Origin of the sequence: Nocardia nova NBRC 15556, from assembly GCF_001613005.1 — a bacterium.
GTDB lineage: Bacteria > Actinomycetota > Actinomycetes > Mycobacteriales > Mycobacteriaceae > Nocardia > Nocardia nova.
This window is the reverse complement of sequence record NZ_BDBN01000009.1, coordinates 38,703-52,814: the sequence shown is the minus strand read 5'-3', so window position 1 is coordinate 52,814 and position 14,112 is coordinate 38,703. Positions and strand designations below refer to the sequence as shown.

Genomic DNA, 14,112 nt, shown 5'->3' with positions numbered 1-14,112 from the left:
CTCAGCTCCGCTCGTCGCGTGCGACGTCGTTGTCCGGCACGCCGAGACAGCGGCCGATCGGTTCGGCGCCCAGGGCGCGCACGCGTTCCGCGTCCTCGCGCGATCCGGCCGCGATGTCGTAGCCCCGGGCGAGCTCCACCTCCCCGATCGGCCGCCAGTGCAGGCCCAGTTCGGCGGCCTGGGCGGGCGAGCACAACAGCAGATCGGTGCCGTCGAGTACCTCGGCGACCGCGGTGACCAGCGACGGCGCGACCTCCACCTGAGCCGGGCGCAAGCCGAGCGAATCGCGCAGCCGGGTGATCCGATCGCGGATGTGCGGCACATCGTCCTCCGGCTGTATCCATACGCCGCGCCGACGTTGCCCTCCCGAAAGGCGGAGTACCCGAAGGGTTTCCAGAAAGATCGGCGCGCTGTGCGGGCCGGTGGTGTCGGCCAGGCCCAGCGGTACGCGCCAGACGCCGCGATCGGCGGGGACAGCCAGGATCGCGGCACGCACCTCGTGGGTGCGGGTGAGTTCCGCGCGCCGCGCCGGATCGGCCGGCTCCGGTTCGAGCCGAAGTTGCGCGGCGCGGCATTCGGCGATCAGCGCGGCCAGCGGCACCGGCCCGCAGGTGGCGGGCAGAGCCAACCGGAACGGGCGTTGCCGGGCCCGCTCGGCATGTTCGGCCAGAGCCTCGGCGGCCTCGACCAGCCGCCGCGCCGACGGCAGCATATCGCGGCCGAACGAGGTCAATGTGGCCGTGCGCGAGGTTCGTTCGAGCAATCGCGCGCCGAAGTGCCGTTCCAGCGCCGCGATCCGGCGACTCGCGACCGACTGCGGGATCTGCGCGGCGGCCGCACCCGCGGTGAAGCTACCGAGCCCGCTCACCGCGACGAACGCCTTGCAGGCGGCGACCATGTCCACGATCGCGCAGTCTATGCCGAAACAGCATGGATACCGCCACAGGTGTCTTGGACAGCATGCGCGAGGGCTGCCACTCTTGCTGCGAGCGCTCACAGCCATCCATCCACAAGGAACGCATATGATGCCCCCTCGCTTCACCCGCTCGGCCGTGCTGCTCGCGGCCGCTGCCACGCTCATCCCGCTGAGCGCCTGCGGTGCCGATCGAAGCGCCGCGCCCGTATCGAGCGCGCCCGTATCGACCGCGGCGCCCACATCGACGGTTCCACTCGCCGCCGAATCGCTGGCCGAATTCCACGATCTGGAGGCTCGCCTGCACGGCCGGCTCGGCGTATACGCGCTCGACACCGGCACCGGACGGGTCGTGGAATATCGCTCGGACGAGCGGTTTCCGTATTGCTCGACGTTCAAGGCGCTGGCCGCGGGAGCGCTGCTGAGCACCCTCCCACCCGCCGAACTCGACCGTCGCATCACCTACACCCGGGCCGATCTGTTGCCCAATTCCCCGGTCACCGAACAACATGTCGACCAAGGTCTGACTCTGCGCGAGATCATGGACGCCGCGGTGCGGTTCAGCGACAACACCGCCGGCAATCTGATGTTCGCCGAACTCGGCGGCCCGCAGGGGTTGCAGCAGCGGCTGCGCGCCATCGGCGATACCACCACGCGGATGGACCGCACCGAGACCACGCTGAACGAGGCCCTGCCCGGCGACGAGCGCGACACCAGTACGCCGCGCGCGCTGGCCGCCGATCTGCGGCACTACGTGCTCGACCCGGCGGTCGCCGCCGATGATCGCGACGTGCTCACCGGACTGCTGCGGGCCAACACCACCGGCGGTGCGCTGATCCGGGCCGGGGTGCCGGCGGGCTGGCAGGTCGGCGACAAGACCGGCGCGGGCAGCTACGGAACGCGCAACGACATCGCCGTGGCGTGGCCGCCGGGACGTGCGCCGATCGTGCTGACGATCCTGTCCACCCGCGACCGGCCGGACGCCGAATACGACAATGCGACGATCGCCCGTGCCGCCACGATCGCGATCGCCACCTTGGACGGCACCCCTGTTCCACGCTGATTGTGCCGAAACACCCTGTACTACAGGGTGTTTCGCGAGAACCGAGTACCCCGGGTCGGTGCCGATCGACCCGGGGCACCCGGCGGGATACCGCTCTGCCCTACTTGGCCGGAGCCGGAGCAGGGTTGAACGGCGCATTGACGGTGGTGAAGTACTGGGCGACAGCCAGGATCGCCACCGGTGCGGTGACCAGCAACTGGCCCGCCAGCGTGCCCAGCGCACCGACCGCGATGATGCCGCCGAAGCAGCCGATCACGGCCGCCGGCAGGAAGGCGCCGAACAGTCCGACGATCGCGGCCGCGGCGACGGTCGCACCCGCGATACCGCCGAGCAAGCAGCCCACGGCTCCGCCGGTGATGCCACCGACCAGCGTGCCGATCGTGGCGCCCGCGGTGATGGTGCTGGTCAGGCGGGTCCACGCCGCTACTTCCCGGTCATAGGGCGTCTTCCACGGCGCCTGGTCCTCGAACGGGAGCGCGACCGGCTTGTAGACCGCGTGCTGCAGATCGAACTGCGGAGTCAGGGTGGCGGTGCGACCGGCGATATCGGCGGCGATCGGAAATTCGAAATCGTCGACCCGGAACGTCAATTGCGTTCCGGCCAGAGTCGTCCCATTGGCGGCCTTGATCTTGAAGACACCATTTTCCACATCCAGCGAACCGGCGTCGGTGGATATGATCGTCGACTTCTCGTTCGTCGATGCCTGATAATTGACGACACCTTCGTCGGGCGTGTCGGGCGCGGCATTCACGGTGCCGGCCGTCACGCCGACGGCGGCGGCCACCGTGGCCGCGACCACGGCAAAATTCCTCATCTTCACTGTTTTTCCCTCATCACTCATTGCATTCGGCCGCATCGGCTTTATCCAGTTTGTGGTGAATGCGAAAAAGCGACGAGGTTAATAACCAGGTCGATCCGAATAGCTCCACAGGGAAAAATAAATCGAATCTCACAAATTAAAAAAGAACCCCCGCACTCGAAAGTGCGGGGGTCCTTCAATTCGACCGCTGAAATAATTACCGGCTCAGGGGTGGGGCCGGTAACCGCTTCATTTGGCCGGGGCCTTGAACGGCTCGTTGATGGTGGAGAAGTACTGGATCACGGCGGCGATGGCGACCGGAGCGGTCACGAAGATCTGGCCGGCGAGCACGCCCAGGAAGCCGACGGCGGCGGCACCCGCGACACAGCCGCCGAGCGGGCCGAGGCCGAACAGGGTGGCCAGCGCGCCGGTGGCGACGACACCGAGGGCAGCGCCGGCGATGCAGCCGATGACCGCGCCGCCGATACCACCGGCCGCGGTGCCGATGGCAGCGCCGGTAGCGATGGTGTCCTTGAGACGAGTGAAGGCGGCGACCTCGCGCTCATACGGGGTCTTCCACGGCGCGCTGTCCTCGAACGGGAGCGCGACCGGCTTGTAGACCGCATGCTGCAGATCGAATTGCGGAGTCAGCGTCGCGGTACGACCGGAGATATCGGCGGCGATCGGGAACTCGAAATCGTCGACCCGGAACGTCAATTGCGTTCCGGCGACGGTGGTCCCATCGGCGGCCTTGATCTTGAATACGCCGTCCTCGACATCCATCGACCCGGCATCGGTCGAAATGACGGCCGCGTTCTCGGTGGACCTCGCCTGGTAGTTCACCACACCGTCGTCGGCGGCCGGAGCGGCCTGAACCGTCCCCGCCAGCGCACCCAACGTCGTCGCGACCAGCGCCGTGAGCACGGCGAATTTCCTCATCTTCACTGCTTGATTCCTCGACTTTCCGACTGCCGGCACGCGGCAGCACAGGTTGCCGTGTCCGGCACAGACACACGGCATCGGTGGAGTTTGCGGGCGTTCGATGCGGATGGGCCAGATTAAGAACCAGCCCGATTACAACCGGTGACTCACTTCCGGTCGTCGGCCATCATGTCCGAAATGAGCCTTTCGTTCCACTGGTTTCTTCCCACCTATGGCGATTCCCGCAATCTGGTCGCGGGCGGTCACGGCACCTCGATGTCGGGCGACCGTCCGGCGTCGCTGCGCTATCTGAATCAGATCGCGGGTGCCGCGGAGGAGAACGGCTTCGAGGCGGTGCTGACGCCGACGGGGGCATGGTGTGAGGACGCCTGGCTGACGACGGCGATGCTGGTGGAGACCACCGAAACCCTCAAATTCCTGGTCGCGTTCCGCCCCGGGGTGGTGAGTCCCACGCTCGCCGCGCAGATGGCCGGAACATTCCAGCGGCATTCGCGGGGACGTCTGCTCCTCAACGTCGTGACCGGCGGCGAACCGCACGAACAGCAGGCCTACGGCGACTTCCTGGACAAGGAACAGCGGTACGAGCGCACCGGCGAATTCCTGCACATCGTGCGGGAGCTGTGGGCGTCCGGTGCTCCGGTGACGTTCGAGGGCAAGCACCTGCAGGTGCGCAACGCGCAACTGAACAATCGGCCCGATCCGATTCCGCCGGTGTTCTTCGGTGGCTCCTCGGCCGCCGCCGGACCCGTGGCCGCCCGCTATGCCGACACGTATCTCACCTGGGGCGAGCCGCTGTTCGCGGTGAGCAAGAAGCTGGAGTGGATCCGCCGCCTCGCGGTCGATCAGGGGCGGATTCTCGACTACGGCCTGCGCATCCACGTCATCTCCCGCGACACTTCCGAACAGGCCTGGGCCGAGGCGGACCGGTTGCTGTCGGCGGTCGATCCGGCGGATATCGAACGGGTGCAGGCGAATCTGGCGCAGAGCGAATCCGAGGGCCAGCGGCGCATGCTGGAACTGCACGGCGGCAACACCGATCGGCTCGAGATCGCGCCCAACCTGTGGGCGGGTGTCGGACTGGTGCGCGGCGGCGCGGGAACGGCGCTGGTCGGCTCGCACGAAGAGGTGGCCGAGCGGCTGATCGAGTACTCCCGCCTCGGCATCACGCAGTTCATTCTCTCCGGTTATCCGCATGTGGAGGAGGCGTACTGGTTCGGTGAGGGAGTCCTGCCGATCCTGCAGCGTCGCGGACTGTGGCAGCCGCCCGCCCATCGCGAAACCCGCGTCACCACAACGCCTTTCGCCACCGCGGCGGCGAGCAGCAGCTGACCGGGCGCGCAGTCCGGCGTACGCACGGCCGCGGTGCGGACAGCACCGATTCGGCACCACCCGCCCCATAACCGCTAACTCGTAGCTACACTCGGCGTCGAGCGATCAGGACCCCGTACATGAGCTAACCGATGTCTCGGAGAGGGTGTCGATCATGGCCGTTTATGACGTAAGCAACCGTGCGGCAATAGTCAGTGGCGGCGGTTCCGGGATCGGATGTGCGGTCGCGCACGAACTCGCGCGCAGCGGCGCCGCGGTCCTGGTGTTCGATCTCGACGAGGACAACGCGCATACGGTGGTCGAGGAAATTCGCGGGGCGGGCGGACAGGCGGCGGCCTTCGCCGGCGACGCCTCCGATCCGGAGACCGTCCAGCGCAGCGTCGCGGCGGCCGCTGAACTCGGACCGCTGCGGATCGCGGTCAACAATGCCGGTATCAGCGGGGAGAGCGCGCTGATCGGCGACTATTCGCTGGAGGGCTGGCGCAAGGTCTTGTCGGTGAACCTCGACGGCGTGTTCTACGCACTGCACGAACAGCTTCCGGCGGTCGCGGCGGCCGGCGGCGGCGCCATCGTGAATATGGCGTCGATCCTCGGCAGCGTGGGATTCGCGAATTCCTCGGCGTACGTGACGGCCAAACACGGCCTGCTCGGCCTCACCCAGAACGCGGCCCTGGAATACGCGGCCCAGGGCGTGCGGGTCACCGCCGTCGGGCCCGGCTTCATCCACACTCCGCTGCTCGGCGCCAACCTCGACGAGGAAACACAGGCCTTCCTGGCACAGAAACACGCTCTGGGCAGGCTCGGTACACCCGAGGAGGTCGCGGGGCTGGTCGCATTCCTGGTCAGCGATGCGGCCACGTTCATCACCGGGAGCTACCACCTGGTCGACGGCGGCTACACCGCGCAGTAGCCGGATCGCCGCAGGCGCGGGCTATTTCGCCTTGGCTTCCTTCGCGGCGGCCTTCATCTGCTTCTTGAAGGCCCGCACCTCGAGCAGTGACTCGTTGTCGACGATATCGGCAGCGGAGCGGCGCGAATTCGGCTCCGAGTAGGCGCCGGCCGCCTTCTCCCACCCCGCCGGGCGCACACCGAGTTGTTTGCCGAGCAACGCCAGGAAAATGCGTGCCTTCTGGTCCCCGTAGCCGGGCAGCTCCTTCAGCCGGCGCAGCACTTCCTTGCCGTCGGGATCGTCGCGGGTCCAGATCTCGGAGGTGGTGCCGTCGTAGTGTTCGACGACGTATCGGGCCAGTTCCTGGGTGCGCCGGGCCATCGACCGGCCGTAGCGGTGAATGGCGGGCGGGGTCGCGCCCAATTCCTCGAATTCCTCCGGATCGGCCTCGGCGATCCGGTGGATATCGAAACCGTTCATGCGGTCGGCGATCTTCTTCGGACCGCGGAAAGCGTGTTCGAGGGGAAACTGCTGATCCAGCAGCATCCCGGTCAAGAGGGCGAAGTCGTCCTCCGACAACAGCTTGTCCGCCTCCGGTTCCTGCGCGAGGCACACTTTGCGGCTCACCATGTATCGATCATGGCAGACGGCCGGATCTCCGCCTACCGACGGACGTGACCGGACTCACATGCCTACCCACCCGTAGCTTTTCTGCGCGCGTAGGGTGAATCTTCATGCCCGACACTTTGGCAACACCCACGGTGGAAGATATGGCGCCCACACACAGCTCCTCGGCAGACAATTCCTCGCCCTCAGGGCTGAGGCCGGACCGTTTCGATCGCGCGGGCCGCGACCAACTCATCGACGTCAACGATCTGCAGGCTGCACTTCCCGGAATTCGCGGACTACGCCGCTGGGCGCACGACGCCCTGGCCGTCGCTCCGGGCGAAAGTGCGGTCGACATCGGATCCGGCACCGGCTCGGAGGTGCTGGTCTTCGCCGACGCGGTCGGCCCGACCGGTGACGCGGTCGGCGTCGAACCCGATCCGAATCTGCTGGCCGGGGCAGAACGCCGTGCCGCCCAGCACAATTCGCCGGCCCGGTTCGTACCCGGTGATGCCTACGGACTGCCGTTCGGCGGTGACACCTTCGATGTCGCGCTGTGCGAGCGGGTCTTTCAGCATTTGACCGCCCCGGCGCGCGCCGCCCGCGAGATCGCCCGGGTACTGAAGCCGGGCGGCCGCGTCGTCGTCATGGACAGTGACTGGGGCACCGCCATCGTGCACCCCGGCGACCGGCGAGTCGTGCACGAGGTGATCGAGACCCTGATCACCAACACCACCAACCCGTTCTCGGGACGGCGGCTGCCGGGCCTGCTCTCCGGGGCCGGACTGGTCGTCGACGATATCGGCTCGCATGCGCTGGTCCAGGACGCGAGCGCCGGCGCGGGTGCGCTGGTGGCCCGCATCGCCGAGATGGCGGAGGCGCGCGGGGCGATCACCGAGGCGCAGCGGCGGGAGTTGCTGGCGGAACTGGAAGCCGGCGCGCGCACGGGTGACATCCACCTCTCCGTGACGATGTTCGCGGTACTGGCGCACAAGCCGCAGTAACCGGTTCCGACCGGACAACGCGAGGCAAAGACCGGTTCGCGGTCCCCGAACAGGGGCTCGCGAACCGGTCTTCCGACTCCGTGGCGGGTCGCGCCGCCCCTACTTCTCCAGCAGCTTCTCGGTCGCCGCGAGCAGGACGCAGGTCGCCAGACCGTCCATCGCCTTCTCCAGGTCGGCGAGCGACGGGAAGCTGGGGGCGATGCGAATGTTCTTGTCCTCCGGATCTTTTCCGTAGGGGAACGCCGAACCGGCGGGCGTCAGGGCGATGCCGGCCTCCTTGGCCAGCGCCACCACGCGCGCGGCCGTGCCCTCGACCACATCCAGGCTGATGAAGTAGCCGCCCTTGGGCTCGGTCCAAGAGGCGACCTTCGAGGCGCCCAGGCGATCCTCCAGAATGCGCAACACCAGTTTGAATTTCGGCTCCAGCACCGCACGGTGGGCCTGCATATGCCGGCGCACACCCTCGGCATCACCGAAGAAGCGCAGGTGACGCAGCTGGTTCACCTTGTCCGGGCCGATGCTCTTCTTGGCGGCGTACTTCAGGTACCACGTGAGGTTCTCGGTGGACGAGCCGAAGAAACTGACTCCGGAACCGGCGAAGGTGATCTTCGAGGTGGAGGCGAACACGAAGGGTCGGTTGGGGTTTCCGGCCGCAGCCGCCATTCCGAGCACGTCGAACACCGGGGCGGCGGTATCGGTCAGCGGGTGCACCGCGTAGGCGTTGTCCCAGAACAGGCGGAAGTCCGGCGCCGCGGTGGGCATCGAAACGAGTTCGCGCACAACCTCTTCGGAAAAGTTCACGCCGGTCGGGTTGGAGTAGTTGGGGACCGCCCACAGACCCTTGATCAGCGGGTCGGCGGCGACCAGCTCCGCGATGGCGTGCACGTCCGGGCCGTCATGGTTGATGGCGATCGGAATCATCTGCACGCCCAGCGATTCGGTGATCCCGAAGTGGCGATCGTATCCCGGGCTCGGGCACAGGAATTTGATCGGCTCGTCGGCCCAGCGGCGCTGCGAGTCGGCCGTACCGTGCAGCATCGCGAACACGATCACGTCGTGCATCAGCTCCAGGCTGGCGTTGTTGCCGGCGAGCAGGTTCTCGACCGGAATGCCCAGCAGTTCACCGAAGATCGCACGCAGCTCCGGCAGTCCGTGCAGGCCGCCGTAGTTGCGGCAGTCGGTGCCGGTGCCGTCACGGTAGTCGTCGGCGCCCGGCAGGGCGAGCAGGCCGGTGGAGAGGTCGAGTTGCTCCGGCGAGGGCTTACCCCTCGTCAGATCCAGCGTGAGCTTCTCGGTCTGGAGCTTCGCGTAGTTCGCGGTCTGCGTCTCGTGTTCCGATACGAGTTCCGCATGGCTCATCAAACCGATCTGCGTTTGCCGGGGCATCCTGAGCAGCCTTTCAAGCAGCGAGGTAACAGGTTGACGGACGGATCGTGCGCTTCTGGCGCCGACCCAGCCGACCACGTTACTCGCCGGATGCGCCGCGTGGCAGATAAGAATATTTCCCCCGGGAAAGAAAGGGGACCCCGCGCACCCGGCAGAGCCCGTTGACCCTTGCTGCCTTCCGGCCCTGGGGGAGTTCACAGGATGCGCGCCGCGCGGGATCCGTCGGCCAGTGTAGTCACAACTGTCCACTCGAGTGGAATCCGGGCGGAGTCGATACGATCACCTGCGACATTTTTCGAGGGGGCTTCCGCGCCAGGACCGGAGGAAAGACGTGACAGGCAGTAATCCACCGCACGGTGGGCCCGAGTATCCGGGGCAAGGCAATCCGCCCAACGAAACCGTGCACTGGTGGTCGACGCCGGCGGCTCCGGAGCAGCCGCTCACCGGTACCGATCCGACCGTCATGGGTGGGCGTCCCGGGCCGGTGACCGGCACGGATCCGACCGTTCTGGGGGCGGGTTTCGACGCCTATCACGGTGGCGCCCCGCAGCAGCCCTACGCACAGCAGCCACCACCGTCCGTGCCGAGTTATCCACAGCAGCAGTTCCCGCCGCCTTATGCGCAACAGCCGGCCTATCCACAGCCGCCCAAGAAGAACAACGCACCGTGGATCGTCGGCGGCGTGGTCGGCCTGGTCGTGGTGATCGGCATCGTGATCGGCGTGATCGCGCTCACCGGCGGTGGCGGGGGCGGAAGTAAGGGACCGCTCGGCGACAAGAAGGGTGTCGACGGCAACTATTCGATGGCCAATGTCAGCGACGCCTGCTCGCTGATCGATGCCACGGTGCTGCGCAAGTGGGCGCCCACACCCAAGGACGCGCCCGAGCACACCGAACGCGCACCCGACTCCAGCTTCGGTGGTGGCAACCTGACCTGCCGCGCCCGGTACGACGGCGCCGGCAAGTACGGCACCGACGGTTCCGATATCGACCTCGAGGCCGACTTCCAGAGCAAATACAGCGATCCGCAGTTCAACAGCTGGAAGAACTACGACACCAAGACCACCGGCAGCGGCCGCACCTCCGGCGATATCGCGGGCATCGGCAGCCAGGCCTACTACGCCGCCTACCAGCAGAACTACTCGAGCTTCGTGACGCTCGACTACACCTGCGCGGCCCTGGACTCCAACGTCTCGGTGAAAGTGGAACTGCGGATCCAGGCCGAGGGCAGCATCGACAGCGCCGACGTCGGCACCACCTGCAAGGAGCAATTGAAGAAGGCCCTCGCCGGCCTGCACAAATAGCCCGGTTTGCTGTTCCGGGGGGTCCACCCGGTATATTCCTCTGCGGAGGATTCGCCTAGTGGCCTATGGCGCTCGCCTGGAACGCGGGTTGGGTTAACGCCCTCAGGGGTTCAAATCCCCTATCCTCCGCCACGAAACGCCCGCTACCTCAGTGGTAGCGGGCGTTTCTGTTTCGTCCGTCGCACTTCTCGTCAGCGGCCGTCCGGGCGGGGACGCAGGACGACCACGGGGATTTCGCGTTCGGTCCACGCTTGATAGGTGTCGAAGTCGGCATAGGCGTCGACGAGCAACGGCCACAGGCGGGCCCGTTCCTGCGGGTCGGCGGTGACGGCGTGAACCGGACGGCGGTCCCGTCCGATCTGGATGTGCGTGTCGGGCTCGGCGCGCAGATTGAGATACCACTGCGGATGTTTGGGAAGGCCGCCCTGTGAGGCGACGATGACCGTATTCGGACCGTCGGTGATGTAGAGCAGCGGCGTCGTGTAGAGCACGCCCGACTTCCGGCCGCGATGTTCGAGCAGCAGGGTCGGCACCGGTTTGCGGAAGCCGGCCCCGATGCGCCACTTGCCGCCGATGCGGCCGCTGGTGCGCCGATAGGTCCACACCTGCGCACGGCCCACGATCTTGAAGATCTTGGGCAGCAGCGGGGAATCGAGTTGTTTCGGACGGGGCGGCGTCGTGGCTGGCATGGTCTTCCTTCTCTCCGGTACTTCCGGACGACCATACAGTTGGTTCCATATGTATGGTCAAGAGCCGAGTGCTGCCCTCTCGGCAGGATCGGTACCGTCGACGCTTCGAGGAAGGATGGCATTCGGTGCGCACGCATGGCTGGGCGGGGGCGACGCCCGCGGACGACGACGAAGCCGTCGCACGGATCCTCGCCGCCGCCCGCACCGCGATCGACCGGTCCGGCAGCGATTTCAGCATCGCCGAGGTCGCCCGGGACCTCGGCGTCACCCGTCAGACCGTGTACCGCTACTTTCCCAGTGCCGAGAGCCTGCTGACCGCGACCGCCGTCGCGCAGACCGGGCAGTTCCTCGACGTTCTGGCCGAACATCTGAGCGGAATCCGCGACCCCGCCACGGCGGTGGTCGAGGGCATCGCCTACACCCTCGAGCGGCTGCCGCACGAGCGGTACCTCAACCTACTGCTCACTCCGGGGCGGGCCGGGGCCTTCTCCGCCGGCGTAACCTCCGACACCGCACTGGCATTCGGACGATCGATCCTGCAACGCTTCGCCGTCGACTGGACCGCGGCCGGAGTGTCCGGCGCCGATCTGGACGAACTCGTCGAACATATGCTTCGCATCGTGCAATCGTTCGTCGTCGATCCGGGCCGTCCGCCTCGGCGTGGCCCGGAACTGCGCCGCTACCTCACGGCGTGGGTCGCCCCGGCCATCGCCGCGAGATCACCACTGCAGTGACGCGTATCACTTGCAGGAGGTGTCACACGGCGGATCCGGCGAGCGTCTCGTGTGTGCCGGAGTCGAGACAGCACGGACAGGAGCCCCCATGAGCGAGCGCATCGACGGCGCCACGGAAGCGTTCGTCACCCATCGCAATCTGCTGTTCACGGTTGCCTACGAGATGCTCGGTTCGGCGGCCGACGCCGAGGACGTCCTGCAGGAGACCTGGTTGCGTTGGGTGGACGTGGACCTCGACGACGTCCGTGATCAGCGCGCCTACCTGGTCCGGATCGTCACCCGCCAGGCGTTGACCCGGCTCCGGACGCTCGGCCGCCGCAAGGAGTCCTACGTCGGTCCGTGGCTGCCGGAACCGCTGCTGACCGCGCCCGATGTGGCCGAGGACGTCGAACTGGCCGACAGCGTGTCGATGGCGATGCTCCTGGTGCTGGAAACGCTCGCACCGACGGAACGAGCGGTGTTCGTGCTGCGCGAGGTGTTCGACCTGAGCTACGACGAGATCGCCGCGGCCGTCGACAAAACGCCCGCCGCGGTACGCCAGATCGCCCATCGCGCACGGGCTCACGTCGCCGCGCGCCGACCCCGCGGCGTGGTGTCCGCCGACGAATCCCGCCGCGCCGTCGAAGCCTTCCAGCACGCCATCGAAACCGGCGACCTGCAGCATCTGGTCGACATGCTGGCTCCCGACGTGGTGCTGCTCGGCGACGGCGGCGGCGTGGTCCAGGCGGTCCTGCGGCCGATCGCGGGCGCCGACCGGGTCGCCCGCGCCCTGCGTACCGGCCTGCCCCGACTGCGCACCGAGGCAACCGTCGAGGCGGTCCAGATCAACGGCTGCCCCGCACTGATCGTCCGGATCGACGGACGAATCGACGACGTGGTGGCAATGCGCCTCGACGACGGCCTGATCACCGGCCTCTACGTGGTCCGCAACCCGGAGAAACTCTCCCGCGTCGAACAGCAGACCACCGTCAGCCGCTGAACGACGAGGCCCACAACCACTGCGCCACAACGATATTCGATGGCCACCGGGAGTCTGCCGGATAGTCTGGGCCGGTGAATTCGCCGGAGCAACCCGCCTCGATCCTCGCCCTGGCCGATCTGGCCACACCGATGGCCGTCCGCGTGGCCGCGACGCTGCGGCTGGTGGACCACGCGGGCAGCACGGGCGCGACCGCCGAAGAACTGGCGGCTCGCACGGGAACCTCCGCTCCCGCGCTCCGTCGACTGCTCGACCATCTGGTCACCATCGGCGTCTTCGACGACGAAGCGGCGTCCGGCCGCTACCGGCCCACGAGCCTCGGCAACCAGATGAGCGCGGACTCCCCCGACCCGTTCGCGCTGCTGCTGCTCGATATCGGCAGCGCGGGCGGGCGCGCCGAACTGGCCTTCGTGGAACTGCTGAGCACGATCACTTCCGGCCGGCCCGCCTATCCGCGCAGGTATGGACGTGATTTCTGGGCCGATCTGGAAGCCGAGCCCGCGCTGCGCACGTCCTTCGACGCCCAGATGAATTGCCGCTTCCGGGTTTACGCGGACCAGATCGCGGCGCGGTTCGACTGGAGTCGCTTCCCCGACGTTCTCGACGTCGGCGGCGGCGACGGCACCCTACTGACGGCGATTCTCCGCGCGCATCCCGGCGTGCGCGGACGAGTGCTGGACCTGGCGCCGACGGCCGCCGCCACCGAGCGATTCACGGCGACCGGCCTGAGTGACCGCGCATCCGCCGTTGCGGGCAGCTTCTTCGATCCGCTCCCCACCGGTGCCGATGCCTACCTTCTGTCCGACATCCTGCACGACTGGGACGACGAACTCGCCGCAGCCATCCTCGCCGAATGCGCCCGCGCCGCAGGGGCTTACGGGGCGGTTGTGGTGATCGAGCCGATTCTGGGGCGGGGGGCCGATACGGCGATCGACCTGTTCATGGCGATGTGCTTCGGCGGGCGGGAGCGGACGGTGACCGAGTTGGGGGCGCTGGGTGAGACGTGCGGTCTGATGCTGCGTGCTGTGAGGCCGGTGGCGGACGGGCGGACCGCACTGGAGTTCCAAAGTCGGTGACACTGCGACGCGGCCGGCAAATCCGCGAGCTATTTGTCGGCGCTTCGGTTTATGATCGAACACATGTTCGAACATTGGCCGGAGAAGGGGGAGTTCGCACTGCATCGGGTGGTGGCTCCGCCGATGCCGGTGCTGGTGGACGTGGCTGCCGCTATCCCCACGTATCCACGGATGGCCGATCACGACGCGGTGGCGGGGCAGGTGCGGGCGGGCGGGCTCGAGATCACCGGGCGAATTCCGGGGCGGCTGCACGCCTGGGCGCGGGCGGCGGACGGAACATGGCTGGGGCTGGTGGAATTCGAGTTGCGCACCGGGAACGGGCGCAGTCGGCTACCGGTGACCCAATGGTGTCCGGCGCATGCGTTGATCATGCGGGGCGGGTGCGGGCCGCCGGATTAGC

15 protein-coding genes, 1 tRNA gene and 1 other RNA gene are annotated in these 14,112 nt (G+C 67.5%); 10 read left to right on the top strand and 7 right to left on the bottom strand.

Going from position 1 to position 14,112, the window contains the following annotated elements; translation table 11 throughout:
* Position 1 precedes the first annotated feature (1 nt).
* Positions 2-898 carry a LysR family transcriptional regulator gene (locus NN2_RS05295; RefSeq protein WP_245007257.1) on the bottom strand — a complete coding sequence of 299 codons (897 nt, stop codon included), beginning with the start codon at positions 896-898 and terminating at the stop codon, positions 2-4.
* Positions 899-1,025: 127 nt separating this feature from the next.
* On the opposite strand from NN2_RS05295, the gene bla reads away from it, so the two are divergent.
* Entirely contained in the window at positions 1,026-1,976 is a 951-nt protein-coding gene (gene bla, locus NN2_RS05290; RefSeq protein WP_063010950.1) for a class A beta-lactamase, read from the top strand.
* A 100-nt stretch (positions 1,977-2,076) separates the two neighbouring features.
* Here the strand turns inward: bla and NN2_RS05285 are convergent, their stop codons facing one another.
* A complete protein-coding gene (locus tag NN2_RS05285) occupies positions 2,077-2,790 on the bottom strand; it encodes a DUF8020 domain-containing protein (RefSeq protein ID WP_104407186.1) in 714 nt (237 codons plus the stop codon).
* 234 nt (positions 2,791-3,024) lie between these two features.
* Positions 3,025-3,720, bottom strand: a complete 696-nt coding sequence (locus NN2_RS05280) for a DUF8020 domain-containing protein (protein WP_030516548.1) — start codon at positions 3,718-3,720, stop codon at positions 3,025-3,027.
* Positions 3,721-3,894: 174 nt separating this feature from the next.
* Between NN2_RS05280 and NN2_RS05275 the strand changes: the two genes are divergently transcribed.
* Together NN2_RS05275 and NN2_RS05270 are read left to right on the top strand one after the other, a co-directional pair.
* On the top strand, positions 3,895-5,046 hold the full coding sequence (locus tag NN2_RS05275) for an LLM class flavin-dependent oxidoreductase (protein ID WP_063010949.1): 1,152 nt from the start codon (positions 3,895-3,897) through the stop codon (positions 5,044-5,046).
* 154 nt (positions 5,047-5,200) lie between these two features.
* Positions 5,201-5,956 carry an SDR family NAD(P)-dependent oxidoreductase gene (locus NN2_RS05270; protein WP_063010948.1) on the top strand — a complete coding sequence of 252 codons (756 nt, stop codon included), beginning with the start codon at positions 5,201-5,203 and terminating at the stop codon, positions 5,954-5,956.
* A gap of 21 nt (positions 5,957-5,977) precedes the next feature.
* Here the strand turns inward: NN2_RS05270 and NN2_RS05265 are convergent, their stop codons facing one another.
* Positions 5,978-6,565 carry an HhH-GPD-type base excision DNA repair protein gene (locus NN2_RS05265; protein ID WP_030516551.1) on the bottom strand — a complete coding sequence of 196 codons (588 nt, stop codon included), beginning with the start codon at positions 6,563-6,565 and terminating at the stop codon, positions 5,978-5,980.
* A 140-nt stretch (positions 6,566-6,705) separates the two neighbouring features.
* Here NN2_RS05265 and NN2_RS05260 point away from each other — a divergent pair, with 140 nt between their 5' ends.
* Positions 6,706-7,545: a methyltransferase domain-containing protein gene (locus NN2_RS05260; protein ID WP_063010897.1), complete on the top strand. Its 840-nt coding sequence runs from the start codon at positions 6,706-6,708 to the stop codon at positions 7,543-7,545.
* 99 nt (positions 7,546-7,644) lie between these two features.
* Here the strand turns inward: NN2_RS05260 and NN2_RS05255 are convergent, their stop codons facing one another.
* Entirely contained in the window at positions 7,645-8,931 is a 1,287-nt protein-coding gene (locus NN2_RS05255; protein WP_030516553.1) for an aspartate aminotransferase type Ic, read from the bottom strand.
* A 129-nt stretch (positions 8,932-9,060) separates the two neighbouring features.
* Positions 9,061-9,155, bottom strand: an RNA gene (gene ffs, locus NN2_RS05250) — signal recognition particle sRNA small type.
* Between the two features lie 107 nt (positions 9,156-9,262).
* Between ffs and NN2_RS05245 the strand changes: the two genes are divergently transcribed.
* Both NN2_RS05245 and NN2_RS05240 read left to right on the top strand, forming a co-directional pair.
* Positions 9,263-10,234 (top strand): hypothetical protein, encoded by a 972-nt coding sequence (locus NN2_RS05245; RefSeq protein ID WP_146098706.1) that lies wholly within the window; start codon positions 9,263-9,265, stop codon positions 10,232-10,234.
* Positions 10,235-10,278: 44 nt separating this feature from the next.
* Positions 10,279-10,366, top strand: a tRNA-Ser gene (locus NN2_RS05240).
* 59 nt (positions 10,367-10,425) lie between these two features.
* Here NN2_RS05240 and NN2_RS05235 read toward each other — a convergent pair.
* The gene (locus tag NN2_RS05235) at positions 10,426-10,923 is read right to left on the bottom strand and encodes a nitroreductase family deazaflavin-dependent oxidoreductase (RefSeq protein ID WP_063010893.1); all 498 of its coding nucleotides are present in this window, start codon (positions 10,921-10,923) and stop codon (positions 10,426-10,428) included.
* A 125-nt stretch (positions 10,924-11,048) separates the two neighbouring features.
* On the opposite strand from NN2_RS05235, the gene NN2_RS05230 reads away from it, so the two are divergent.
* From NN2_RS05230 to NN2_RS05215, 4 genes are all read left to right on the top strand, one after another.
* Complete coding sequence (locus tag NN2_RS05230; RefSeq protein ID WP_063010947.1) at positions 11,049-11,657, top strand: TetR/AcrR family transcriptional regulator; 609 nt, start codon at positions 11,049-11,051, stop codon at positions 11,655-11,657.
* An 88-nt stretch (positions 11,658-11,745) separates the two neighbouring features.
* Positions 11,746-12,636 (top strand): RNA polymerase sigma-70 factor, encoded by an 891-nt coding sequence (locus NN2_RS05225; RefSeq protein ID WP_063010891.1) that lies wholly within the window; start codon positions 11,746-11,748, stop codon positions 12,634-12,636.
* A gap of 74 nt (positions 12,637-12,710) precedes the next feature.
* On the top strand, positions 12,711-13,712 hold the full coding sequence (locus tag NN2_RS05220) for a methyltransferase (protein WP_218021995.1): 1,002 nt from the start codon (positions 12,711-12,713) through the stop codon (positions 13,710-13,712).
* Positions 13,713-13,775: 63 nt separating this feature from the next.
* Positions 13,776-14,111 carry a hypothetical protein gene (locus NN2_RS05215; protein WP_245658564.1) on the top strand — a complete coding sequence of 112 codons (336 nt, stop codon included), beginning with the start codon at positions 13,776-13,778 and terminating at the stop codon, positions 14,109-14,111.
* Position 14,112 lies beyond the last annotated feature (1 nt).

Excerpts from the sequence above, each read along its gene's own strand:
- NN2_RS05275 (WP_063010949.1), top strand. The coding sequence starts at position 3,895 with ATGAGCCTTTCGTTCCACTGGTTTCTTCCCACCTATGGCGATTCCCGC.
- bla (WP_063010950.1), top strand. The coding sequence starts at position 1,026 with ATGCCCCCTCGCTTCACCCGCTCGGCCGTGCTGCTCGCGGCCGCTGCC.
- NN2_RS05285 (WP_104407186.1), bottom strand. The coding sequence starts at position 2,790 with ATGAGGAATTTTGCCGTGGTCGCGGCCACGGTGGCCGCCGCCGTCGGC.
- NN2_RS05235 (WP_063010893.1), bottom strand. The coding sequence starts at position 10,923 with ATGCCAGCCACGACGCCGCCCCGTCCGAAACAACTCGATTCCCCGCTG.
- NN2_RS05215 (WP_245658564.1), top strand. The coding sequence starts at position 13,776 with ATGTTCGAACATTGGCCGGAGAAGGGGGAGTTCGCACTGCATCGGGTG.
- NN2_RS05225 (WP_063010891.1), top strand. The coding sequence starts at position 11,746 with ATGAGCGAGCGCATCGACGGCGCCACGGAAGCGTTCGTCACCCATCGC.
- NN2_RS05255 (WP_030516553.1), bottom strand. The coding sequence starts at position 8,931 with ATGCCCCGGCAAACGCAGATCGGTTTGATGAGCCATGCGGAACTCGTA.
- NN2_RS05265 (WP_030516551.1), bottom strand. The coding sequence starts at position 6,565 with ATGGTGAGCCGCAAAGTGTGCCTCGCGCAGGAACCGGAGGCGGACAAG.
- NN2_RS05260 (WP_063010897.1), top strand. The coding sequence starts at position 6,706 with ATGGCGCCCACACACAGCTCCTCGGCAGACAATTCCTCGCCCTCAGGG.
- NN2_RS05270 (WP_063010948.1), top strand. The coding sequence starts at position 5,201 with ATGGCCGTTTATGACGTAAGCAACCGTGCGGCAATAGTCAGTGGCGGC.
- NN2_RS05295 (WP_245007257.1), bottom strand. The coding sequence starts at position 898 with ATGGTCGCCGCCTGCAAGGCGTTCGTCGCGGTGAGCGGGCTCGGTAGC.